This is a genomic window from Marinifilum sp. N1E240, from assembly GCF_009295825.1.
GTDB classification, from domain to species: Bacteria; Bacteroidota; Bacteroidia; order Bacteroidales; family Marinifilaceae; genus Marinifilum_A; species Marinifilum_A sediminis.
Window position 1 is genome coordinate 35651 of sequence record NZ_WHKF01000007.1, and the last position, 21178, is coordinate 56828.

Annotated in this window: 23 protein-coding genes and 2 tRNA genes; 10 read left to right on the forward strand and 15 right to left on the reverse strand. The window is 31.3% G+C overall.

Annotation, left to right across the window (positions count from 1 at the left end; all coding sequences use genetic code 11):
• Positions 1-17 precede the first annotated feature (17 nt).
• Together GCQ56_RS15830 and hemW are read right to left on the reverse strand one after the other, a co-directional pair.
• Positions 18-407 (reverse strand): rhodanese-like domain-containing protein, encoded by a 390-nt coding sequence (locus tag GCQ56_RS15830; RefSeq protein WP_193323811.1) that lies wholly within the window; start codon positions 405-407, stop codon positions 18-20.
• 49 nt (positions 408-456) lie between these two features.
• Positions 457-1593 carry a radical SAM family heme chaperone HemW gene (gene hemW / locus GCQ56_RS15835; protein ID WP_152735511.1) on the reverse strand — a complete coding sequence of 379 codons (1137 nt, stop codon included), beginning with the start codon at positions 1591-1593 and terminating at the stop codon, positions 457-459.
• Positions 1594-1780: 187 nt separating this feature from the next.
• Between hemW and GCQ56_RS15840 the strand changes: the two genes are divergently transcribed.
• Positions 1781-2500 (forward strand): head GIN domain-containing protein, encoded by a 720-nt coding sequence (locus GCQ56_RS15840; RefSeq protein WP_152735512.1) that lies wholly within the window; start codon positions 1781-1783, stop codon positions 2498-2500.
• 53 nt (positions 2501-2553) lie between these two features.
• On the opposite strand, the gene GCQ56_RS15845 is transcribed toward GCQ56_RS15840, so the two are convergent.
• A complete protein-coding gene (locus GCQ56_RS15845) occupies positions 2554-6717 on the reverse strand; it encodes a phosphodiester glycosidase family protein (RefSeq protein WP_152735513.1) in 4164 nt (1387 codons plus the stop codon).
• A 151-nt stretch (positions 6718-6868) separates the two neighbouring features.
• Here GCQ56_RS15845 and GCQ56_RS15850 point away from each other — a divergent pair, with 151 nt between their 5' ends.
• Positions 6869-7297 (forward strand): VanZ family protein, encoded by a 429-nt coding sequence (locus GCQ56_RS15850; protein WP_152735514.1) that lies wholly within the window; start codon positions 6869-6871, stop codon positions 7295-7297.
• Here the strand turns inward: GCQ56_RS15850 and GCQ56_RS15855 are convergent.
• Positions 7292-7735, reverse strand: coding sequence for an Rrf2 family transcriptional regulator (locus GCQ56_RS15855; RefSeq protein WP_152735515.1), 444 nt, complete (start codon positions 7733-7735; stop codon positions 7292-7294). The genes GCQ56_RS15850 and GCQ56_RS15855 overlap by 6 nt on opposite strands.
• A 134-nt stretch (positions 7736-7869) precedes the next feature.
• Positions 7870-8307 carry a ribose 5-phosphate isomerase B gene (rpiB, locus tag GCQ56_RS15860; protein ID WP_152735516.1) on the reverse strand — a complete coding sequence of 146 codons (438 nt, stop codon included), beginning with the start codon at positions 8305-8307 and terminating at the stop codon, positions 7870-7872.
• Positions 8308-9058: 751 nt separating this feature from the next.
• On the opposite strand from rpiB, the gene GCQ56_RS15865 reads away from it, so the two are divergent.
• From GCQ56_RS15865 to GCQ56_RS15875, 3 genes are all read left to right on the forward strand, one after another.
• Positions 9059-9442, forward strand: coding sequence for a response regulator (locus tag GCQ56_RS15865; RefSeq protein ID WP_152735517.1), 384 nt, complete (start codon positions 9059-9061; stop codon positions 9440-9442).
• Positions 9443-9557: 115 nt separating this feature from the next.
• Positions 9558-10580 (forward strand): Holliday junction branch migration DNA helicase RuvB, encoded by a 1023-nt coding sequence (gene ruvB, locus GCQ56_RS15870; RefSeq protein ID WP_152735518.1) that lies wholly within the window; start codon positions 9558-9560, stop codon positions 10578-10580.
• A 5-nt stretch (positions 10581-10585) separates the two neighbouring features.
• A complete protein-coding gene (locus GCQ56_RS15875; protein ID WP_152735519.1) occupies positions 10586-10915 on the forward strand; it encodes a hypothetical protein in 330 nt (109 codons plus the stop codon).
• Positions 10916-10967: 52 nt separating this feature from the next.
• Here the strand turns inward: GCQ56_RS15875 and GCQ56_RS15880 are convergent, their stop codons facing one another.
• The 6 genes from GCQ56_RS15880 to GCQ56_RS15905 form a co-directional block, all read right to left on the reverse strand.
• The gene (locus GCQ56_RS15880) at positions 10968-11831 is read right to left on the reverse strand and encodes a sensor histidine kinase KdpD (RefSeq protein WP_152735520.1); all 864 of its coding nucleotides are present in this window, start codon (positions 11829-11831) and stop codon (positions 10968-10970) included.
• Positions 11832-11945: 114 nt separating this feature from the next.
• On the reverse strand, positions 11946-12038 hold the full coding sequence (locus GCQ56_RS15885; protein WP_152735521.1) for a bacteriocin: 93 nt from the start codon (positions 12036-12038) through the stop codon (positions 11946-11948).
• A 59-nt stretch (positions 12039-12097) separates the two neighbouring features.
• The gene (locus tag GCQ56_RS15890; protein ID WP_152735522.1) at positions 12098-12190 is read right to left on the reverse strand and encodes a bacteriocin; all 93 of its coding nucleotides are present in this window, start codon (positions 12188-12190) and stop codon (positions 12098-12100) included.
• A gap of 75 nt (positions 12191-12265) precedes the next feature.
• Positions 12266-12358 (reverse strand): bacteriocin, encoded by a 93-nt coding sequence (locus tag GCQ56_RS15895; protein ID WP_152735522.1) that lies wholly within the window; start codon positions 12356-12358, stop codon positions 12266-12268.
• A 75-nt stretch (positions 12359-12433) separates the two neighbouring features.
• Positions 12434-12526, reverse strand: a complete 93-nt coding sequence (locus tag GCQ56_RS15900) for a bacteriocin (protein WP_152735523.1) — start codon at positions 12524-12526, stop codon at positions 12434-12436.
• 74 nt (positions 12527-12600) lie between these two features.
• Positions 12601-12693, reverse strand: a complete 93-nt coding sequence (locus tag GCQ56_RS15905; RefSeq protein ID WP_152735524.1) for a bacteriocin class II family protein — start codon at positions 12691-12693, stop codon at positions 12601-12603.
• 192 nt (positions 12694-12885) lie between these two features.
• Between GCQ56_RS15905 and GCQ56_RS15910 the strand changes: the two genes are divergently transcribed.
• Complete coding sequence (locus GCQ56_RS15910; protein WP_152735525.1) at positions 12886-15720, forward strand: CHAT domain-containing tetratricopeptide repeat protein; 2835 nt, start codon at positions 12886-12888, stop codon at positions 15718-15720.
• A gap of 194 nt (positions 15721-15914) precedes the next feature.
• Here the strand turns inward: GCQ56_RS15910 and GCQ56_RS15915 are convergent, their stop codons facing one another.
• The 4 genes from GCQ56_RS15915 to GCQ56_RS15930 all read right to left on the reverse strand — a co-directional run bounded on the left by GCQ56_RS15915 (position 15915) and on the right by GCQ56_RS15930 (position 17734).
• Positions 15915-16685: a tetratricopeptide repeat protein gene (locus tag GCQ56_RS15915; RefSeq protein ID WP_152735526.1), complete on the reverse strand. Its 771-nt coding sequence runs from the start codon at positions 16683-16685 to the stop codon at positions 15915-15917.
• A complete protein-coding gene (locus GCQ56_RS15920) occupies positions 16657-17223 on the reverse strand; it encodes an RNA polymerase sigma factor (RefSeq protein ID WP_152735527.1) in 567 nt (188 codons plus the stop codon). Before GCQ56_RS15920 ends, GCQ56_RS15915 begins: the two co-directional genes overlap by 29 nt.
• 334 nt (positions 17224-17557) lie before the next feature.
• Positions 17558-17632 (reverse strand) — tRNA-Val (locus tag GCQ56_RS15925).
• A gap of 27 nt (positions 17633-17659) precedes the next feature.
• Positions 17660-17734 (reverse strand) — tRNA-Val (locus GCQ56_RS15930).
• A gap of 141 nt (positions 17735-17875) precedes the next feature.
• Here GCQ56_RS15930 and GCQ56_RS15935 point away from each other — a divergent pair.
• The 4 genes from GCQ56_RS15935 to pheS all read left to right on the forward strand — a co-directional run bounded on the left by GCQ56_RS15935 (position 17876) and on the right by pheS (position 21100).
• Positions 17876-18226 carry a hypothetical protein gene (locus GCQ56_RS15935; RefSeq protein ID WP_152735528.1) on the forward strand — a complete coding sequence of 117 codons (351 nt, stop codon included), beginning with the start codon at positions 17876-17878 and terminating at the stop codon, positions 18224-18226.
• Positions 18227-18244: 18 nt separating this feature from the next.
• The gene (locus tag GCQ56_RS20700; protein ID WP_152735529.1) at positions 18245-19057 is read left to right on the forward strand and encodes a peptidylprolyl isomerase; all 813 of its coding nucleotides are present in this window, start codon (positions 18245-18247) and stop codon (positions 19055-19057) included.
• A gap of 103 nt (positions 19058-19160) precedes the next feature.
• Positions 19161-19985 (forward strand): peptidylprolyl isomerase, encoded by an 825-nt coding sequence (locus tag GCQ56_RS15945; protein WP_152735530.1) that lies wholly within the window; start codon positions 19161-19163, stop codon positions 19983-19985.
• Positions 19986-20077: 92 nt separating this feature from the next.
• On the forward strand, positions 20078-21100 hold the full coding sequence (pheS, locus tag GCQ56_RS15950) for a phenylalanine--tRNA ligase subunit alpha (protein ID WP_152735531.1): 1023 nt from the start codon (positions 20078-20080) through the stop codon (positions 21098-21100).
• The last annotated feature ends 78 nt before the right edge of the window (positions 21101-21178 follow it).

A 21178-nucleotide genomic window follows, 5' to 3' on the forward strand; every position in this document is an offset into this window, starting at 1 on the left:
ATTAGTAACAAGAACAACTATTTTTCTATGTTCATTTTTAATTCCTTCCAATAATCCAATCCATCCTCCAGAGAACATACATGAATTTTGTATTTCTCATATATAAATTTGCCGGCAGTTATGCTACGTTCTCCGTATTTACAGTAAAGTAAATAGGTCTTCTTTCCTCCCAATGAGTCGATAATCTGATATAATTTTTCTGATGTATCGGCAAGCAAAGCTCCTTGTATATGTCCTTTCTTAAAATCCTTTTCCAATCGAACATCAATAACAACAGCATTATTATTTAATTTGGCAACTCTGTTAAATTGTTTCGGACTCAAAACCTGAACTGTATCATTTTGAGAATATGAAACTTGCGTTAGGCAAATTAATAATGCAAATATCAAATATTTAAAAAAATTCATAAACCGGGTTTTATTAAGATGATTCCTAATTAAGGAATCAATTGTAATTCTATTCTTCTTCAATCCAGAAAAAATCAGACATAATATCATTTGATACGAAAACACCATCATCACAAAGAATCAGGGAGTTATTCTCTTTGCGAATATGATTGGATTGAATATATTTTTCTGCCTTCTTAACACAATGTTGGTGCAATTGTTCACCAAACAATTCCTTAACCTGATCCAAATTCATTCCCCAGTATGTTCTTAAAGAAGTAAGTACAAAATCATTAAATCTATCGTGAAAACTTAAATTTTCCTTCTCCGAAAAATCTTCCTTTTCATCAATCGCCTTCATATATTTATAATTGTGAGCAATATTCCATTCTCTTTCCTGCAGATTATAGGAATGTGCCGATGGTCCAATGCCCAAATATTGCTTTTGCTGCCAATAACTGGAATTGTGGCGGGAAATAAATCCTTCTTTAGAAAAATTAGATATTTCATAATGGATAAAACCATTCTCACGAGCAGAATCAATCAAATATTTAAATTGTTCAAAACTCTCCTCTTCATCCAATTCTGTTAACTGTCCTTTTTCAAGTTTTTTAGAAAAAACTGTATTCGGATCATACATTAAATGGTAAGAAGAAATATGTTGGATATTTAAATCGTAAACCAAATCTAAATTCTCTTTCCACTTCTCCATACTTAAGCCGGGAACACCGTATATCTGATCAACAGAGATATTATCGAAACCTAAATCCTGCGCTCTGCGAATAGCATTAAATGCCTCTTTTCCAGTATGTCTTCTGTTCATAAGAATTAAATCTTCATCATGAAAAGATTGTATTCCTACACTTAAACGATTAACTGATGACTTTGATAACTTTTCAAGGTAGGATTGATTCAAATCATCAGGATTAGCTTCCATGGTGATCTCTGCATCCGACTCTATATTCCAATATTTTGCTACTTCATCAATTAATAATTCAATTTGTTCTGGTTGATAAACCGAGGGTGTTCCTCCTCCAAAATAAATTGTAGAAACCGATTTCTGATTCAAATAATCCTTCCGCAATTTAAGTTCCTTTTTAAAACAATTCAACATTTCGTTTGTTGCCTGTAGCGATATGCTTTTATGGAACGCACAATAATGACAAAGTTGCTTGCAAAAAGGGATATGAAAATAAACTCCTGACATATTTCTATATTTTTTTGCAAGGTAGAAGCATTTCTCTTATTTTCCACAATTATCATCCTAAGAAATATAGAATGCAATCATCAGAATATTTATGATGCAACAATTAATATAGATTCTCGTCTTTAAGGCAGACAACAATATTAATCAACCAAAGTCTCGAAAAGTTACTTTGTTAAAATATTATCATATGAAAAATTTCAAAAAACTAATTACTCCTGCTCTTATTCTTTTTTTCAGTTTTATGATCTCTATTCCTGTTTATGCTGATGGGATAAAAGGGAATGGAAATGTAAAATCTGAAGATCGAGAAGTAAGTAATTTTGATGCGATAAAAATTAATGGAGCTTATACCATTTATCTTTCCCAAGATGATGATTACAGTCTTAGAATAGTAGCAGATGAAAATCTTTTAGATATAATCACCAGCAAAGTGAAAAATAATGTTTTGTATATTTCTAACGAAAAATCAATTTACAAATCAAAAGAATTGAAACTATACATCGGTTTTAAGCACTTGAGTAAAATAAAAGCCAATGGTGCTATTTCATTAAAAAGTGACCAGATTCTGCGATTTGATAAAATTGATATAGAAATAAATGGTGCGTCCTCGGCGGATCTGGAATTATCGGCTAATCGTTTATCAATAGATAACAGCGGTGCTTCTACAATTAAGCTTGCTGGTAAATGTGAAGAAGTTGATATTGATATTTCGGGTGCTGGAAGTGTAAATGCAATTGCATTAAAAGCGAAAAAAGGAACAATAGACATAAGTGGTGTTGGTAGTGGAAAAGTATTCGTTGAAGAAGAATTACGAGTAAGTATTTCGGGTATTGGTTCTGTAAAATACAAAGGTGATCCACGAGTTACCAGTGATATTTCCTTTCTGGGAAGTTTAAAAAAATACTAAAATAATATCTATAGATAGTTAGGCTGATTTCAATAAGAAATCAGCCTTTTTTATTATTCCTCTTTTTTATATCCAATAATAACATTTGAAACAGCTCTTGGCTCGGGAGGAAGAGAAAAAATATTTCTTTCGTAATTCGAATTGTATGGCGAAATATTCAATGTTTTTCCATTAACCACTATAGTTGAACTGCCTCCTGGATCAAAACCCATCGCTTTTTTAATCTTGTATTTTTCTAAAATACCAGCCATATCAAAATGAGTTGCACCTACCGATTCTCTAATTCTACCATTAACGGTTAAAACGAACAAATCTCCTTTATCATCTATTCCAACTGCAATTTTTGGTCCTCTCATATCTGTAAAATCCAAACGCGCAGCCTGTGTTTTTATCGAATTTGCTTTCTTCCAACCTTCCGTTATCATATCCAAACATTGAGTGCCATTATCTAATAACATTGGTCCTGCCTCTACTGCATGCAATACATCATCTAAACCTTTTACAAATATTTTTAAAGCATCACCTAAATTCGCAATTGGTTTTTCAATTACTGATTTTGGAATGCACAAAGTCAAGCCCACAGGAATTTGTTGAATTGAATTTTTATCTTCAATTATCTCCTTAATCGTAGTTCCAGCCAATCGGTATATAATACAATTTGTGGCAACTATTTCTTGATGATCATACATTAAATCGAAATAGGAAACTTGATTCGGATTCCAATTGTTGTAATTTTTAGCTTCAAATTGAATTAAACGATTTTCTAGTTCAACATCGATTCCTGTACTACAATTCACTCTTGAAATATCCAATTTACCTGATTTGTAAATAAGTAAAGCTGGCTTATTAAAAAGCGGCGCACTTAAAGTTTTTCCATTTGATATTAATAATCCTAGAGGAGATCCAATGTATGATTCAGGTAAGCCTAATTTTCCCACTAATTCAGGATTTAAAATGTATCCACCATTCCAGGAAATTTTAGCTTTTACACAATTTTCACTTTCAAAATCCTTTACAAAATCGGTTACTCGTTTAGTTTTTATAGAGCTTAATGCTGCAAAATTCCATGCTTTTATATCATCACTCACATTTGCCTTAGCCAAAATACCATTCCACGGAAAACCATCATTGTATTTACCTGTAACATTAGCATACTCCACATCAGATTTTATTGCATCTTTTGCTAATAGTTTATCTAAAACCTCTTTTAAAGGCGAACCATTTAATTCTGCATCCTCTTTTATTATTCTGTAAACTTCTTTCTCTCCCAATTTATCACAGAGAGATTTAAACTGATCGGAATGCAATAACAAAGAAAAATCTTTTGAAGTTTGAACTGGAGTTGGATAAGCTATTGTAGTTCGAACACCGGCAGGTACGAATTGAATGTAACCTGTATTATTCGGTATTCCCATTATATTTGCTGCCAATTCGGTTGTTACCTTACCAATATGAAAACGGTCGATATTTAAAATATCAGTCATGAAGGCAGCATTTCTTCTATTCGAAATTAAATATCCTTCCTTCTCCATTATTAAGCGTAGAATAGATAAAGGCTTCTCTCCCATTTGTGGTATATGAATTCCCACTGTTAAAGAATTTATCGACACAATTTGAAGGATATTTTCCTCATACAAAAGTTTCAATTCCTGATCGAAACCAGATTCAAAGAATTTTCTTATATCCGTTGCAGTTGTCCAATTTGTTAGAGCTTTATCGGGAGCAAAAACATAAACTTTGGCTAAGTTTTTACTTTTAATATCATTGATAGAAACAGGTTCGTGCATTTCTATACCTAACCTATTCTTTATTGAGTTTAAGATAAAATACTCCAACTCATATTTAATATATTTCCCAGGAAAATATGCCATTGGAACATTCAAATTCATTCTTTTAAACAAAAATTCTCTATCGTCGATAGAAATCACCGATGATGATGTTAGCTGAGAAAGTGCTAAATTTTTATCTAAAAAGAATCTCGAGCTTCCACTTACCTTTCTTCCAATACCTGGTGGAAGAAGTTTTGATTTTAAAAGGTTAACCATTCCAGACAATTCCTGATGTGTATAATCGTGAAATGGATAGTAATTTTTATTACGATGACGATAAGTAAATGAATGATCATGTCTGATATCAATTTCACCTTTTCGAACTGAAAATATATTATCAATAGCATTGTAAAATTCATGAATCATTTCCATACTCATTTTATCAGTATCGGGATGATCGGTAATTTGTTTTTTAGCAAAATAGAACGTTCCTCCTCTAATTTTTTGTTCTTCACTTCTAAAAAAACTTGGGTCTATTAAAGATTTTAAATAAAGCATAAATCCCAATCGACTGTAACCAGGCAAATAATGACGATTTTCAGTTTTCAAAAGTGCTTTAACATCATCATTAATGTAATTAGCTTTATCCCGATAACTTTCGAACGCATCGCTTACAAGTTTTAAACTTTTCGAATTTGGTTTTAACTGATAGTAAAGTTTCTTAACTATTCTATCTATACCTAAATTCAGCGAAGCTATACTATATCTATTTTCTAATACTCTTTTATTATGTGTCACACTTCGATGATGGATATGAGGAAAAAACACTTTTTCTATTACCTCATTCACATGTGAATCTAAAATAGTTCTTCCTCTAAACTCAATCACTTGTAGTCTATCCTTTTCTGGTAAATGCTCGCCAATTACCTCCGCATAAACATTCTCTGGTTGATATCTTCTGCAAAAAATTGGTACTCCTGCAGCTGCAGCTTCAAGAATAGGTAAACCTCTACCTTCCGTTTTCGATGGTAATAATATTAAAGAAGATATGCTGTACAGTTCTGGTATTCCTATCGGACTCTCAAATTGATTTTTAAACCTTTCTTTATCTGCTTCACTAAAAAGAAAACCCAAATACACTCTTTTTCTAAACTCTCTATCTATACTATTTAGTAATGCTTGAAAACGTTTTAATAATTTTTGAAAATATGCGTACTGTCCCAAAGGAATTGGTCCTGTTATTAAAACAGTTATTTTAAAATCAGAAGATTCTCTAATTTTATCTTTTAAACTATCAACTTTAAGCATTTTTTGAATCAAGTCGAAGCCCAATTCAATTCTCTTTCTTGATATAACACGAGTTGGCTGAAGGAAAATAATATTCTCGGATAAGAATTTATGCATTGCTTTGGTCTTATATCCAATATAAATGGGTTCTGGATTTTTTCTATCAACCAATTTGTAGTCTAAAACATCCTTTACCGAGTAACTAATGAGAGCTTCATCGTGATAACGACTAAGCATTTTTTCCATTTGATACATGGACTCAATTTGTTTTCTTTTGTTGATATTTGAATATTCCGAGCTATCTACGGCCGTTCCAATTTCAGTTACATTTGCAGGGTTGTGTCCTTTGATATTGATTAAATATTCCGATTGTTTTCTATTTATATTAACATTCATCCAGGAACGAGACTCCCATGGAAATAGAACATCTAATTGTGAAAAAAATTCTCCCAAATGAGAATTCAAAAAGAAGAAATCTCTAGGACCTTTTTTTAATCCTTTTACCTCTTTTTCAACTTCAGAATTTCCGCCTTCCCAATAAAAATCATGATTATTATTTATTACCGGAATTCCCATAAATTCCGATACAAGAACACATGCCAAAGCACTTGATACATTACCAGGATTAGAACAAACATTAATCAAATACAAAAGTCCAATATTATTATCTTCTATGTATTTTGATAGTTTACTACAAATAAGTAACACCTGATTCCAAAATTTTAGAATCAAATCATTGTATTCTTTACTGCCTCTTTCCAGTTTTGTAAAAAAGAAATCTTTATACAAATCCCAATCGTCGAAAGATTGCATTTCTTCAATGGTAAAAATATTAGCATTTGAGCCAATTATCTTTGAGGCTTCAGGATAAAACTTTCCTGCTATATAATGTATTGGTAAATGATCACCAAAATTTCCTCTAAAAGATTTGGCATACTTTTCCACCTCAATGCTCACACCATCTATCGAAAAATAGAAGGTTATAAAAGCCATTCCCTTATTTACTAAATCACTTTTAAAATTTGAAAAAGATTCAGAAAATTCAACAACTGGAATTGGTTTACTCTCTTTAAAACGATCAATAAAAAGACCTAAATCGAACCAGGTATTTATTTTTTCTTCACCTAGTAATTTCATCATCTCAGCTGCTGACATTTTCATATCTCACTTTTTTATTTAACAAAATTTCAAATACAATTTAATTTACGAAATTCTGATAAGTTGATCAAAAACGTCTCGCTGAAATCATTAACTAAAAAGAAACTTGATAACTTAAATTAGCTTTTTAACTTTGCTATAAACAAAATTTAAAATGAGATTTAAACCTTTTTGGAGAAATATAATTTGGGCAGCTATAATATTTATACTTTGTGCGGTTCCTGGCGATGAATTGCCAAAAACAAATGCAATTCAAATTCCTCATTTCGATAAAATCGTTCATTATGGAATGTTCTTTATTATGGGCATTTTTCTAATGGCTGAATTTAGAATTCAAACCAAATTAAAAAGAGTTACTATTCTGATTATCTCCATACTACTTATTGGAATTTATGGGGGTGCTATTGAATTTTTGCAACAAAATTATTTTGTAAACCGGAGTGGTGATTATATGGATTTACTTGCAGATATTCTTGGTGGTATTACTGCAATAATTTTATATCCTTGGCTTAAAAAACAAAAAGACCTGCTATTAGATAGCAAGCCTTTTAATAAAATATCTTTTCTAAAGAAAATATTATAAACTGATGTATTCATCAGAACTTTCCATTTCTGAAATTAATTGTCCTATTGTTTTACCTTTAAATAGGTCATAAATTTGCTGTCTGATACTTCCAAACTGATTATGAACCGGACAAGGAGGTTGTTTACTAGAACCTGATTTGCACGGACGCATGCCAATCAAACAATTTTCAAACATATCCAAACCATCCACAATTTCAACAATATTCATTAAGGTAATTTCCGTAGGTTCTTTCCCCATACCAAAACCACCATGAGGTCCCTTTGTTGAAGTAAGTAATTTTTGTCTAGCAAGGCTTTGTAGAATTTTGCCTAAGAAGGGAGTTGGAATCTCTAATTCTTCAGAGATCTTTTTAATTCCAATTTTTTTTCCATCCTTTGCATTTATCGACAAATAAATCACTGAACGAATTGCATATTTACAAGTATTCGATAACATCTTTAATATTTAATTTTACTCTCACATTTATCTAACAATCAGGACAAATATAGTAATTATTACTACTAATTACGCATCTTTTATTCTTTAATTCCTTATTTATTATGATTCTGTTTATAGTCTGTAACAGGCTATTATAAAGGAATTTTGTCAATTCTTTTTTGATGTCTTCCTCCTTCAAATTCTGTTTTAAGAAAGATATCTGCTATTTCCTCAGCTTCATCATATGAAATAAATCTTGCCGGAATACCACATACGTTTGCATTATTATGCGTACGAGCCAATTCAGCAATTTCAGAAGTCCAGCATAAAGCAGCTCTTACTTTTTGATGCTTATTTGCAGTCATTGTAATTCCATTACCACTTCCACAAATTGTAAACCCAAAATCAAACTCGTTATCATTAACAGCCAATGCCAACGGATGAGCCGTATCTGGATAATCCATACTTTCTTCAGAATTTGTCCCAAAATCTTTTACTTCATATCCTTTTTCAGATAGAAATTCGACTAGTTTATTCTTGTATTGAAAACCTGCATGATCACATGCTATTGCAACTTTAATCTTTTTCATTTTGTATTTTTTCGGAAACTGATTAGCATTAAATGTTTGTTATTCTACTAATATTTTGACTTACAAAACTAGTAATTTTAATTGGTGGTTGAGTAAAAATCTCTTAATGATCGATAAATTAAAACTACAATTATATTTCACTCTTATCAACGAATCTCAATAGATATGATTTGCTTATTATCAGTATATTATAATGACAATTCTAGGTTATAAACAGAATTGTTCACATTTAGTTAACATACTGTTGATTTTTCCTTATTAAATTTTCCAATCTTTTATTTGCTTAAAAGAAAAACCTATTTGTATAGGAAAATATTACAGCCTAAACAATTTTATTTTTCACCTATCAATTCTATTCTTTAAACGAGTTTTCAACAACATGTTAATATAAATTAAGGGTGTTTTTATCACAATCTCCACTTACCAACAACTTGTTAATAAGGTTTAAATTCATCTAATAATCAAACTCCCTAAATTAACAATGCTTGTTAATATCCTGTTATTAGACTCATTCTTGAATCAATTACAACTAATTTTGAAATCTCTTACCAACACTATTAACAGGATATATTAATAATCTTATTTTTTAGAAATTTAAAAAAAGGAAATAATAATAGTAGAGGTGTTAATAACAAGAATGAGAAGCCAAAATTTAATATTTACCTATTGATTGGAATAGTTAAGAAGATTACCTTTATTTTGTAATGATTTTGTTATCTTGCATGCTATTGAAAAATCCACACCTATAAACATGAGTTGGGAAACAAAAAACTATTCTATCCTTTTAGTTGAAGACAATAAGTTAAATCAAACTGTCGTAAAATTTACACTTAAACGATTTGGTTATTTAATTGATGTTGCCAATAATGGAATTGAAGCTGTAGAGAAATATAGAGAAGGTGAATACGATTTTATTTTAATGGATATCATGATGCCTGAAATGGATGGTATAGAAGCCACAAAATGTATTCGAGATTACGAGGATGGAAGAATGCATATTCCAATTATAGCTCTCACAGCCGATATAATGATCGCTAACGAAGAAAAATGTCTGGAGAGTGGTATGGATGCTCATTTATCAAAGCCTTTCGAAATAGAGAGCTTATTCAAGGTTCTTGAAAAATTAGATTTGTAAAAATCGATATAAAATTCCTAGTGTTTTAATGCTGCCGATATTTATATAATGTCGGCTTATTTATTTTTGTGTAACTTTTGATGCAAATAATAAAATTCAATTATAATTTTGCCGAATGGATGATAACCTGGATATAAGAAGTCATAGTTTTTCTGACAAGGAAAATGAATTTGATAATAAATTGAGACCTCTTCAATTTTCAGATTTTCGTGGACAAAAGAAAATTGTTGAAAATCTTAATATTTTTGTTGAAGCTGCAAAAATGAGAGAAGAAGCTCTCGATCATGTTTTGCTTCATGGACCTCCTGGTTTAGGTAAAACTACTTTGTCGAATATTTTGGCAAATGAATTAGGTGTGGGTCTTAAAATTACTTCAGGTCCTGTTTTGGATAAGCCAGGAGATCTTGCCGGCTTATTAACTAATTTGGAAGAGAACGATGTTCTGTTTATTGATGAAATTCATCGTTTAAGTCCAATTGTAGAGGAGTATTTATATTCAGCTATGGAAGACTTCAAAATTGATATAATGATTGATAAGGGACCCGCTGCGCGCTCAATTCAATTAGAGTTAAATTCGTTTACTTTGATTGGAGCTACAACCAGATCCGGATTATTGACATCACCTTTACGAGCACGTTTTGGAATTAACTGCCATTTAGAATACTACGATTTACCAGTTTTAACAAAAATTGTTGAACGAAGTGCTGGAATTTTAAATGTAGAAATAACTCATGAAGCAGCAGGAGAAATAGCTTCAAGAAGTAGAGGAACTCCTAGAATTGTTAATGCCTTATTGCGCAGAGTTCGTGACTTTGCTCAGGTAAAAGGAAATGGTTCTATCGATCTGGAAATTACCAGATTTTCCTTAGAAGCTTTGAATATTGATAAACATGGATTAGATGAAATGGATAATCGTATTTTAAATACTGTTATTGATAAATTTAATGGAGGTCCGGTTGGAATTTCTACAATTGCAACTGCAGTTGGTGAAGATAGTGGAACTATTGAAGAAGTTTATGAGCCATTTTTAATAAAAGAAGGTTTTATTAAACGAACTCCAAGAGGGAGAGAGGTAACTCCATTAGCTTATTCTCATCTTGGAAAAGATAATTTTAAAGATCCGGAATTGTTATTTTAAAAAGAATGAAGAGATTACTACCCATATTATACACACTAGCAACTGTTTTAATTATTGTTGGAGCATTGTTTATTCTTCAATCCGAAACCCATGGAATAATTCTTCTAACTGGTGGTTTAGTGTTAAATATGATTTATAGAGTTTTTGCATTAAATTGGAATAGTGTTAAAGAATTTAAGTTAAATTCACTATTAAAGATTTTAGGGATATTAATTATGGCTTTTGCCTGTGCATTAATTTTTACAGATTCCGATCAAAAGTTTAACTTTTTAATTCTTTCGGTACTATTAGATTTAGTACTTAATTTTAAAGAAATATCATTTCGTACAAAATAGAAAAAGGAGCTTGTGACCAGCAAGCTCCTTTCTAACATCCCTAGTAATTTTCCTAAATAGCAATATTCTTTCTAGTATTAGACAAAGAATATATTTCGTTTATATTTTGTTTTAAAATAGCTTCAATTTTCTCTTTTAGTACAATATTCGATTCCGAGAATTTTAATGGAATTGTGAAGTAAAAAATTGATCCTTCACCAATATTGGAATCTATATACAATTTACCTCCTAATAAGTTGATAATCTCTTTACATAAACTCAATCCTAAACCAGCTCCTGAATGGACCCTTGTGTATGAATTATCAACCTGGGTAAATTTCTTAAATATTTTGTCTTGTTGCTCTTTACTAATTCCAGGACCATTATCTTTTACGTAGAATAAGATATTGTGTCTGTCCTGTATAGCACAACCAAAATCGATTTCTCCTTTTTCTGTAAATTTCACTGCATTATCCAATAGATAGGATAAAACTTTAGTTAGTTTTTCAAAATCAGTGAATATTTTATTTTCGCGTAAATCTTCAGTAAAATTTAAAACTATATTTTTCTGAGATTGATATATTTTTTGCCCGAAAACGGAATATAATTTTAATAACATTTCATGAATCTCCAATTCGGATTCATTGTATTCCAAGGCACCACTTTCTAATTGCGAAAGTTCCAGGATTCGATTAAACAAATCCAAAAGTTCTTTACTGCTCGATGTCAGTATTCTTGTAAATTCAGTTCGCTCGTCCTTTGAAAGAGAATCGTCTCGCAATAATTCTGATGCACCTACAATGGCATTCATTGGGGTACGAATTTCATGCGACATGTTGGCAAGAAAAGCATCTTTTAATTGCTCGGATTTTTTTACCTGAGCTTGTGCCTCTTTCAACTGTTTCTGCAATTCTTTATATGTAGGACGTTTCTCCATGCAAATGAATTTAGTCTCTATAATAGAGTTTCGTTTGGCTTTTGGTCTACACTACTAAACCTTAACCATTTCATCTTAACGATGATTATAAGAAAATATGTTTATGGGAATTTTTTAAACAAGACAGTCATCTAAAATCGACTTGTCTTGCATACCACCTGTGGTATGATTTAATTCTTGAATGTTTAATTCTTCGAATGTGTTCATTTTAAATTGGATGAGAATAGTAAATATAAATAATACTTTTTACATCCACAAAAATTTAATTAAACAAGACAATCGTCAAGAATAGATTTGTCAGACATACCACCTTTAATGTTTTTTAAATCTTCTGTGCTTACTACTTCAAAATTTTTCATTGCTATTTTTTTTAGGTCAATTACTACTGGGAATTACTTTTTGGAAAATATTGGATTACTATAGGGCAAGGTCAATTAAACCAGGCAATCGTCAAGAATAGATTTATCAGACATACCACCTTTAATGTTTTTCAAATCTTCTGTGCTTACTACTTCGAAATTTTTCATTGCTATTTTTTTTAGGTCAATTACTACTAGGAATTACTTTTTGAAAAATATTGGATTACTATGGGTCACGGTCACTTAAACAAGGCAATCGTCAAGAATAGATTTATCAGACATACCACCTTTAATGTTTTTCAAATCTTCTGTGTTTACTACTTCGAAATTTTTCATTGCTATTTTTTTAGGTCAATTACTACTAGGAATTACTTATTGAAAAATATTGGATTACTATGGGTTACGGTCACTTAAACAAGGCAATCATCAAGAATAGATTTATCAGACATACCACCTTTAATGTTTTTTAAATCTTCTGTGTTTAATACTTCGAAATTTTTCATTGCTATTTGGTCTTTTTTACTTTTATTGGAAACAATTACACCCCTTTATTCCCGTTTTCGGAAAAAGGTAACCCTCGGTAAGCAACTTTTTTTAAAAAAAATTGAAAAAAACTCTATATATTTAAATCCTTTAAGGAAAAGGTGCGTATATAAAGCATTGTTTCTAAGAAGATTAAGAAAAACTACCTAAGCGTGAAAAATATTTTAAAAAAAATTCTGCTTTTTTCTCTTTTACTTGTTTTCCTGTCTGGTGAAAACTTGAATTTAGCACACAATTCAATTCTGTTTTCAGTATCTGAAGTAAAAACGAATCCGGATTCCTTGTTGGTTCAACAATTTGATAGAGCCTTTCAATTCTTGAGAAAAGGAGATTTTCAATATGCGGAGCAATCATTTCGTAATGCTACAAATACCATAGAAAATGGAATAGTAAATAATAAAATTTTGGTATACAGAACCTACGTTAATTTCGGAGTGTTATTAGGAAGAATTGGGAAGAGCCAGGAAGCTCTTAAATATTATAATCTATCAGAACAATTTACTATTGACAATTTTGGAGTAAATTCACAAAAATTAGTACCTCTATATGTGAATATGGGAAATATATTCGCTGAAGCGGAGGATTTATTTAAAGCGCAAACTTATTACGAGAAAGCCTTAAATTTGATTGGAAATGCAAAATCTAGATTTCTACCTAAAATTCATAATAATCTAGGTACCGTTTATTATAAAAAGAGGCAATATAATTTGGCCTTACAATCGTATAAAGAATCTTTACGACTAAAAGAGCTTGCTAAAACTGGAGATAAGTTTTCCTCACTAAATGGTATTGCTAATTGCTATAAGAGAAGTGGCAATTTTAATGAAGCTGAGTTGTTTTATTCGAAAAGTATATACGAAATTAAAAGAATTGGGGGTGATAACTCATATCAATTGGGAGATGTGTACTTGAATTATGCTGTATTTCAAAATGAAAGTAAAAATTACAATAAAGTTTTACCTTATCTTACTTTAGCTTATAAAGTATACTCAAGTAATTATGGATTAAAACATCCGGACACTGCACATTGTTTATTTAATTTTGGGGATTGGTATCATGATACGAATAAAAAGTATGATATAGCTTTAGAGTATTATCAAAAAGCGATTGTTTCTGAATTGGATAATTTTCAGGATAGTAGTATTTATATTAATCCTAATCTGAATGAAATAGAGCCTCAATTATCAATACTTCAAATACTTAAAGGTAAAGCGCGAGCTTTAAAATCTTTATATTCCACTAGCAACAAGATAAGTGATTTAGATTTTGGTCTTCAAACTTATGATTTATGTTTGAACATTATTGATAAAATAAGAATCGGTTATCAGGATGAAGAGAGTAAGTTTTATCTTTCTAAAAATGAGAAGGACACCTATACGGTTGCTATTGAAATTGCGGTTGAGTTATTTCAGCTAACTGGAGATGTGAGTTATAAAGAGAAAGCTTTTAAGTATGCAGAAAGATCTAAGGCAGCAAGTTTAATGTCTTCGCTAAATGATGTAAATGCGAAGAATTTTGGTGGTATTCCTCAAGAACTTCAAGATGAAGAAATTCAATTGAGAAAGGACATTGCTTCTTATCGTGAAAAGATTTATGAAGAACGTAAAAAGGCAAGTCCCGATCGAAAGAAAATATCCGATTGGCAAGGAGTTTTGTTTGATTTAAACGAAAAATACAATCAAATGGTACTTCGTTTTGAGGAAGATTACCCTGAATACTATGCTCTTAAATACGATAACCATACCATTGATATAGAAGAACTACAGTCAAGACTGGAAGATAATGATGTCTTAATTGAATATTCAATTTCAGATTCAGCTTTATTTACCTTTACAATTACCTCTAGTTCTTTTGAAGTAACTAGACAAAATCTAGATAAAGATAGTTTTGAGTCGCATTTGGAAGAAGTTAGAAACTGCCTGAAAACTAATGATTTTGCAGAAAAAAGTGCTGATTATTACAAACGATATACTAAATCAGCTTTTCACTTGTATAAAGAATTGTTTCAAAATCAACCTAATAATCTGGATAATAAAAATTTAATGATTGTTCCAGATGGAAAAATGGCTTACATTCCTTTTGGAGTGTTGTTAAAAAATGAGGCTGATTCTACCAGAATGAATTATAGAGGATTGGATTATTTAATTAAAAGTAACACCATAACTTATCACAATTCGGCAACACTTGGTTTCTCTATAGAATCTGCAGGATTTAGTTTCTCATCAAATAAATCAGTTCTTGCTTTTGCACCATCTTACGAAGATGTAAATGATTCTATTCTTTATGCGGAAAGAGCATATAGAGATAAATTGTATCCTTTACCTGGTGTTAAGGAAGAGGTAAATAATATTTCTAAGGTTATTCCTGGAGATCTTTATGTTGATGATTTCGCTACTGAAAGGAATTTTAAAGATCATGCTAGTGATTACGATGTGTTACACCTTGCGATGCATACAATTATTGATGATGAAAATCCAATGTACTCTAAACTTGTTTTTACACAAGTTGAAGATACTACTCAGGATGGACTTTTAAATACGCATGAAATTTATAATATGAATTTTAACGCCAGAATGGTTGTTTTAAGTGCATGTAACACAGGAGATGGTAAATTAATGAAGGGTGAAGGGGTAATGAGTTTGGCCCGAGGATTCTTTTATGCTGGTTGTCCAAGTATCATTATGACATTATGGACTGTAGAAGATCAAACTGGATCGAATTTAATGACCAATTTTTATAATTTCCTTTCTCAGGGATTAAAAAAAGATGAAGCTTTGCGTCAAGCTAAACTGGAATATTTGAAAACAGCTGATCCTTTAAAATCTCATCCATATTTCTGGTCTGGATATGTAACGATGGGAGATGTAGAACCATTATATGATTTTAATTTAAAATCTAATATTGCCTATATGGCTTTTGGTTCTTTAGGATTAATATTTCTATTAATAGCATTTAGACGTTTTAGAGCAAAAAAGATGACAGCTTAGTGTAGAGCATTAAAAAATATTAATAAAGCCGTTAAACGAGAAATTTAACGGCTTTATTATTTTATGTCTTTGTAAGCTCTTATTAATATTGCTAAAGATTATCTAGCGTAAAATGATATATCTTTTTTTAATAGAACAAGAAAGCCGTTCAATCTGATTGAACGGCTTTATATATGTGGTAATGAATGAATGATTTATTCCAGTCTACTAAGAATTTCCTGTGCTTTACTTTTGTAGAAGCTATTTCCTTTGGCAATAGTATTAAATTGCTTAATGGCTTTATCTCTATCATTAGTCATTAAGTAACAAAACCCTAAATACCATTCAGATTGCTCTATAAACAGGTTATTCTTATGTCGAATTACTCTGGTAAAGTTCTTATTTGCTTTATGATATTCGTTAATTTCCAAATTAGAAATACCTGAATAAAAATTACTCGTTATATTCGTACTGTCTTTATCTAAGATTTGCTTAAATAGATCCAAAGCAGTCCGATAATCTTTCGATTCGTAACTTTTTAAAGCAGTCACCAGCATGTTATCGATACCCATATCTGTCGAACGATTATTTATAACAATTTTATACGGTTTGTAATAATTGCTATAAACCTTTTCGTTAGAATAGGTGCTCTTGTTATTTGCTAGAAACATCAAACTACCAATACCAATGAATAGAGCAAGAGATGCTGCTACAATATTCCATTTGGTTAAGTATTTGAATTTTCTCTTTTTATCTTCATTCGGAGGAGTTTCAATAGCCTCAAGTTTACTTCTTAAGTCCATTACATCTTGTTCCATTATGGCTTCATCTACCTCCTTGTGCAGATCCAGTTCCATTTGAAGATCTGAATCGTTGAGAAGATCTTTCTCGAATTCCTTCAGTTGGTCGTTAGACAATTCACCGTCCAGGAAATCCTCAATACGGTCAAAATTCATTTCATCCATCATATACTTCTTTAAATTCATTATCACTTTTAATACTCTCAATCAGCATTTGTTTACACTGATATTTTCTCTTTTTAGCATACTTTTCACTCTTATAACCCATAACTTCGGCTATTTCTTTTAGTGAAATCTTATCCAATGCGAGTTGAAGTACCTTTTTACAATCTGCTCCAAGGTTTTGGAAATGTTTTTGATATAGTCTGTACTTCTCCGTTTGGTCATAAGTAGGAGAGGCTTCGTCTAATCTATTATCCAAAATACCATCGGAATTAACCTCATTGCTATTTTTCTTTTTCTCAAGTTGCTTCAACCATAAAAGTCTGCAAATGGAATAGATGTATGTTTTAAAATTACAATTAAGAACCAAGGGTTCTTTTTTCATTTTACGATAGATTACAATAATAGCTTCTTGAAAAAGATCGCGTGCATCCTCCTCGTTCCCATTATTGTTTTCTATAAAATTGCGAATACTCGGAAAGAATTTTTTGTAGATGTAATTTAATACATCATTATTACTCATACTTATTCCTTCAAGTATCGCCTCCGTAGTGTAATCCATATTTTCTATCCCTTTATTCCCTTTATAATAAAAAGGTAACCCTCAAAAAGTGTTTTTTTTTGAAAAAACATCAATTTAAACTGTAAAAAGCTGTAAATGAGCGTAATAAATTTAGGTGTTTTTTTAGTGATATATGTGAATTTTGAATGAAATAATACATGTATTAACATAAACTAAAGCAATATACTATATTTCTTTAAAAATGTTTAGGCAAAATGAATAATTTTTTTTGATGAATAGTTTAATATTAGATGTAAGTGTATATATTAATACGGGGAAGGTAAATGTAGTTTAAATAAAAAATCCGATCTTCATTTGAAGATCGGATTTTTTGTGGGCGATATAGGATTCGAACCTATGACCCCTTGGGTGTAAACCAAGTGCTCTGAACCAACTGAGCTAATCGCCCTTTTATTGGGAATTTTTTTGCTTTTTGTGGGCGATATAGGATTCGAACCTATGACCCCTTGGGTGTAAACCAAGTGCTCTGAACCAACTGAGCTAATCGCCCTTGCCCTTAAAAGCGATGCAAATATAAGATGGAATATTTTTACCTGCAAGTATAATTTTAAAAAAAATGAAAAAAATATTTTCTAGATGGCACTAAATTGGCGGAAAGATGTAATTTTAGCAGTCATAAAAAATTGATACTATGGAGAATAATTTAGAAAGTGATTGGAACAAATTATTATATAAAATTTCTGAAGATTTTAATGTAGATGCTGATTTGAATGGTACACTTTTATTAATTGGCATTCAGGAAAGAGGTTTGGGCTTTAAGGAGACTTATTCTAAGCAAGACAAAATGGATCACATAAATTTAGCTACTTGTACTCTTCTAATAAAATGGAATTATTACGAGGTTGTAGGCTACGATGAAAACAAATGGACTATTTTTAAGAAGAACAAACTGGTTCCTCCTTTTTCCAAAGAAAAAGAGGATTTATTGCTTAAATCTTCTATTGTAGAATATTTTAAGGAAAATGGATATTTTGAAAATTAAAACTGTAAATACATACTCATGAAAAAATTACTCTACCTTTTAGTTCTACTTGCTTTTGTTTCTTGTAAGCAAAAATTGGAATTGGGAATAAACAACCGTATTGTTGAAATTGAAACTGAATATGGTACCATGAAATTGAAGCTTTATGATGAAACTCCTGGACATCGTGATAATTTCATAAAGTTGGCACATGCTGATTATTTCGATGGAACCTTATTTCATAGAGTCATAGATGGTTTTATGATTCAGGGAGGAGATCCTGATTCTAAAGGGGCAAAGGCTGGGCAAAGGCTAGGAGAAGGTGGACCGGGTTACCAAATTCCGGCGGAATTTAATGCTAAGCTTATGCATAAGCGTGGGGTAATTGCAGCAGCACGAGAAGGTGATGATGTTAATCCTGAAAAAAAGTCAGCTGGTTCTCAGTTCTATTTGGCGCAGGGAAGAGTTTATACAGAAGGTGCTTTAGATACCTTAATTCTAAAAATTAATGGCAAGCTAAAAACAGATATTTACAATAAAATCCAAAAGGAGAATGCTGTAAAGATCATGGAATATCAATCGGCAGGACAAATGGAAAAAATGACTGCATTGATTGATAAAATCCAAATTGAGGTTGATTCTGTATTTAATATCAGTAAGAAAACCTTGAATAATGAGCAAATAAAAGCCTATACTACAGTTGGAGGAATTCCTCATTTAGATGGTGGTTATACTGTTTTTGGAGAGGTGATTGAAGGAATTGAATTAATAGATAGTATTGCTAAAGTGAAGAAAGATGAATTCGATCGTCCACTTGAGGATGTATCAATGAAAATTAACATTCTGCAATAGTAAAGAATTAAATATAGAAGGAAGCTCTGCATTTTAGCAGGGCTTTTTTTGTTATAAAATTAGCATCGTTTATCTTAGTTCAGATTTTTAAAATTGAAATTTCATGAGGATTAAAAATATACTATTGGTTCTACTTCTAATAGGCTTTACTTGTAATAAGAGTTATTCTCAGACGACAAATTCTATCATCTTAATAGAAACCAATTTGGGAAATATGAAATTGATGCTTTACAAGGAAACACCTAAGCACAGACAGAATTTTCTACAATTAATTGAGAATAAACATTTCGATGGGACTTTGTTTTATCGTGTAATTAAAGGTTTTGTGGCTCAAGGTGGTTCACAGGATTCGAGAAATGCACCTGCCGGTAAAACAATTGGATATGGAGATGCAAATAGATCTATACAATCAGAATTTAATACTAAATACTTTCATAAAAAGGGAGCGATTGCTTCTCCACGCCAGCCCGATAAAGTAAATCTTTTTAAAGAATCAGATGTATCACAATTTTACATTGCACACGGTCGGGTTTTTACAGAAGAGGAATTAAATGCAATGGAGAAGAAGATTAATGGTCCAATACGAAAAAAAATAGTTAAAAGACATTTAACCAAAAGTAAAAGAGCTGTTTTGGATTCTTTAAAAAAGGCAAAAGCAGTGGACGAGTTTCGTACTATTGCAAAAAAAATAAAAGAAGATATTGAGTTTGATTACAACAGTTCAAGAGAACGCTTGGAGTTTACTCCTGAACAAAGAAAGGCATTTACGACTGTTGGAGGTGTGCCGCATTTAGATAACAATTACACGGTATTTGGTGAAATTATTAGCGGTTTAGATGTGTTAGATAAAATTGCCAATCTTAAAACCGACGCGAACGACAGACCCTATACCGATGTGAAAATGAAAGTTAAAATTTTAAAGTATTAAGAGCTTTTGCTATTTAGCCATTCGCTTTTGATTGTTGAGGAAAAAGTTTTTGTAACTTTGCCGACCATTGCAATAAATAAAGAAGTTATATCATGCTTGACAAAATAAATAATCTACTTGAAGAGCTGAACGGATTTTCGGCTACAACACTTGAAGAGGTTGAACAGTTCAGAATTAAGCACCTTAGTAAAAAAGGTAGCATTGCTTCGCTGTTTGCTGATTTTAAAACTGTGCCGAATGAAGAGAAAAAGGCAGTTGGGAAAGCTTTAAACGAGCTTAAAACTGCTGCTATGGATAAGGTAAATGCTTTAAAAGAAAGTTTTACCGGTGCAGAATTCGTAAAATCAGGTTTGGATTTGACTTTGTCTGGTGATCCTGTAAAGTTAGGTTCTCGTCATCCATTATCGTTGGTGAGAAACGAGATTACCGAGATTTTTGCACGCCTAGGATTTACAATTTCCGAAGGACCAGAGATTGAAGATGACTGGCACAATTTCTCAGCATTAAATTTCCCTGAAGAACATCCAGCTCGTGATATGCAGGATACTTTCTTTATTGAGAAAGAGCCAGATGTAATTTTACGTACACATACTTCATCGGTGCAGGTACACGATTTACAGGAAATGGAGTTGCCAATTCGTTGTTTAACTCCAGGTAGAGTATTTCGTAACGAAGCTATTTCGGCTCGAGCTCACTGTATCTTCCACCAAATTGAAGCACTTTATGTTGATGAGAAAGTTTCATTTGCAGACTTGAAGCAGACCTTAACTTATTTCGCTAAAGAATTCTTTGGAGAGAAAACAGAGATTCGTTTGCGTCCATCTTATTTCCCATTTACTGAGCCATCGGCAGAAGTTGATGTTACCTGTTCGCTTTGTGGAGGTAAAGGATGTAACGTTTGTAAAGGAACCGGTTGGCTTGAGATTTTGGGTTGTGGAATGGTTGATCCAAATGTATTGGAATTAAACGGTATCGATAGCAAAAAATATTCGGGATTTGCATTGGGAATGGGAATTGAACGTATTACCATGTTAAAATATGGTATTAAAGATTTGCGTTTGTTCTTCGAGAATGATATCCGTTTCCTTGAGCAATTTACTGCTGGAGGGTTTTAATAAGGATTATTTATACAACCATTATAAAAGATGCTGTCCTTACGGATGGCATTTTTTAGTTAAGAAAATACCAATAAT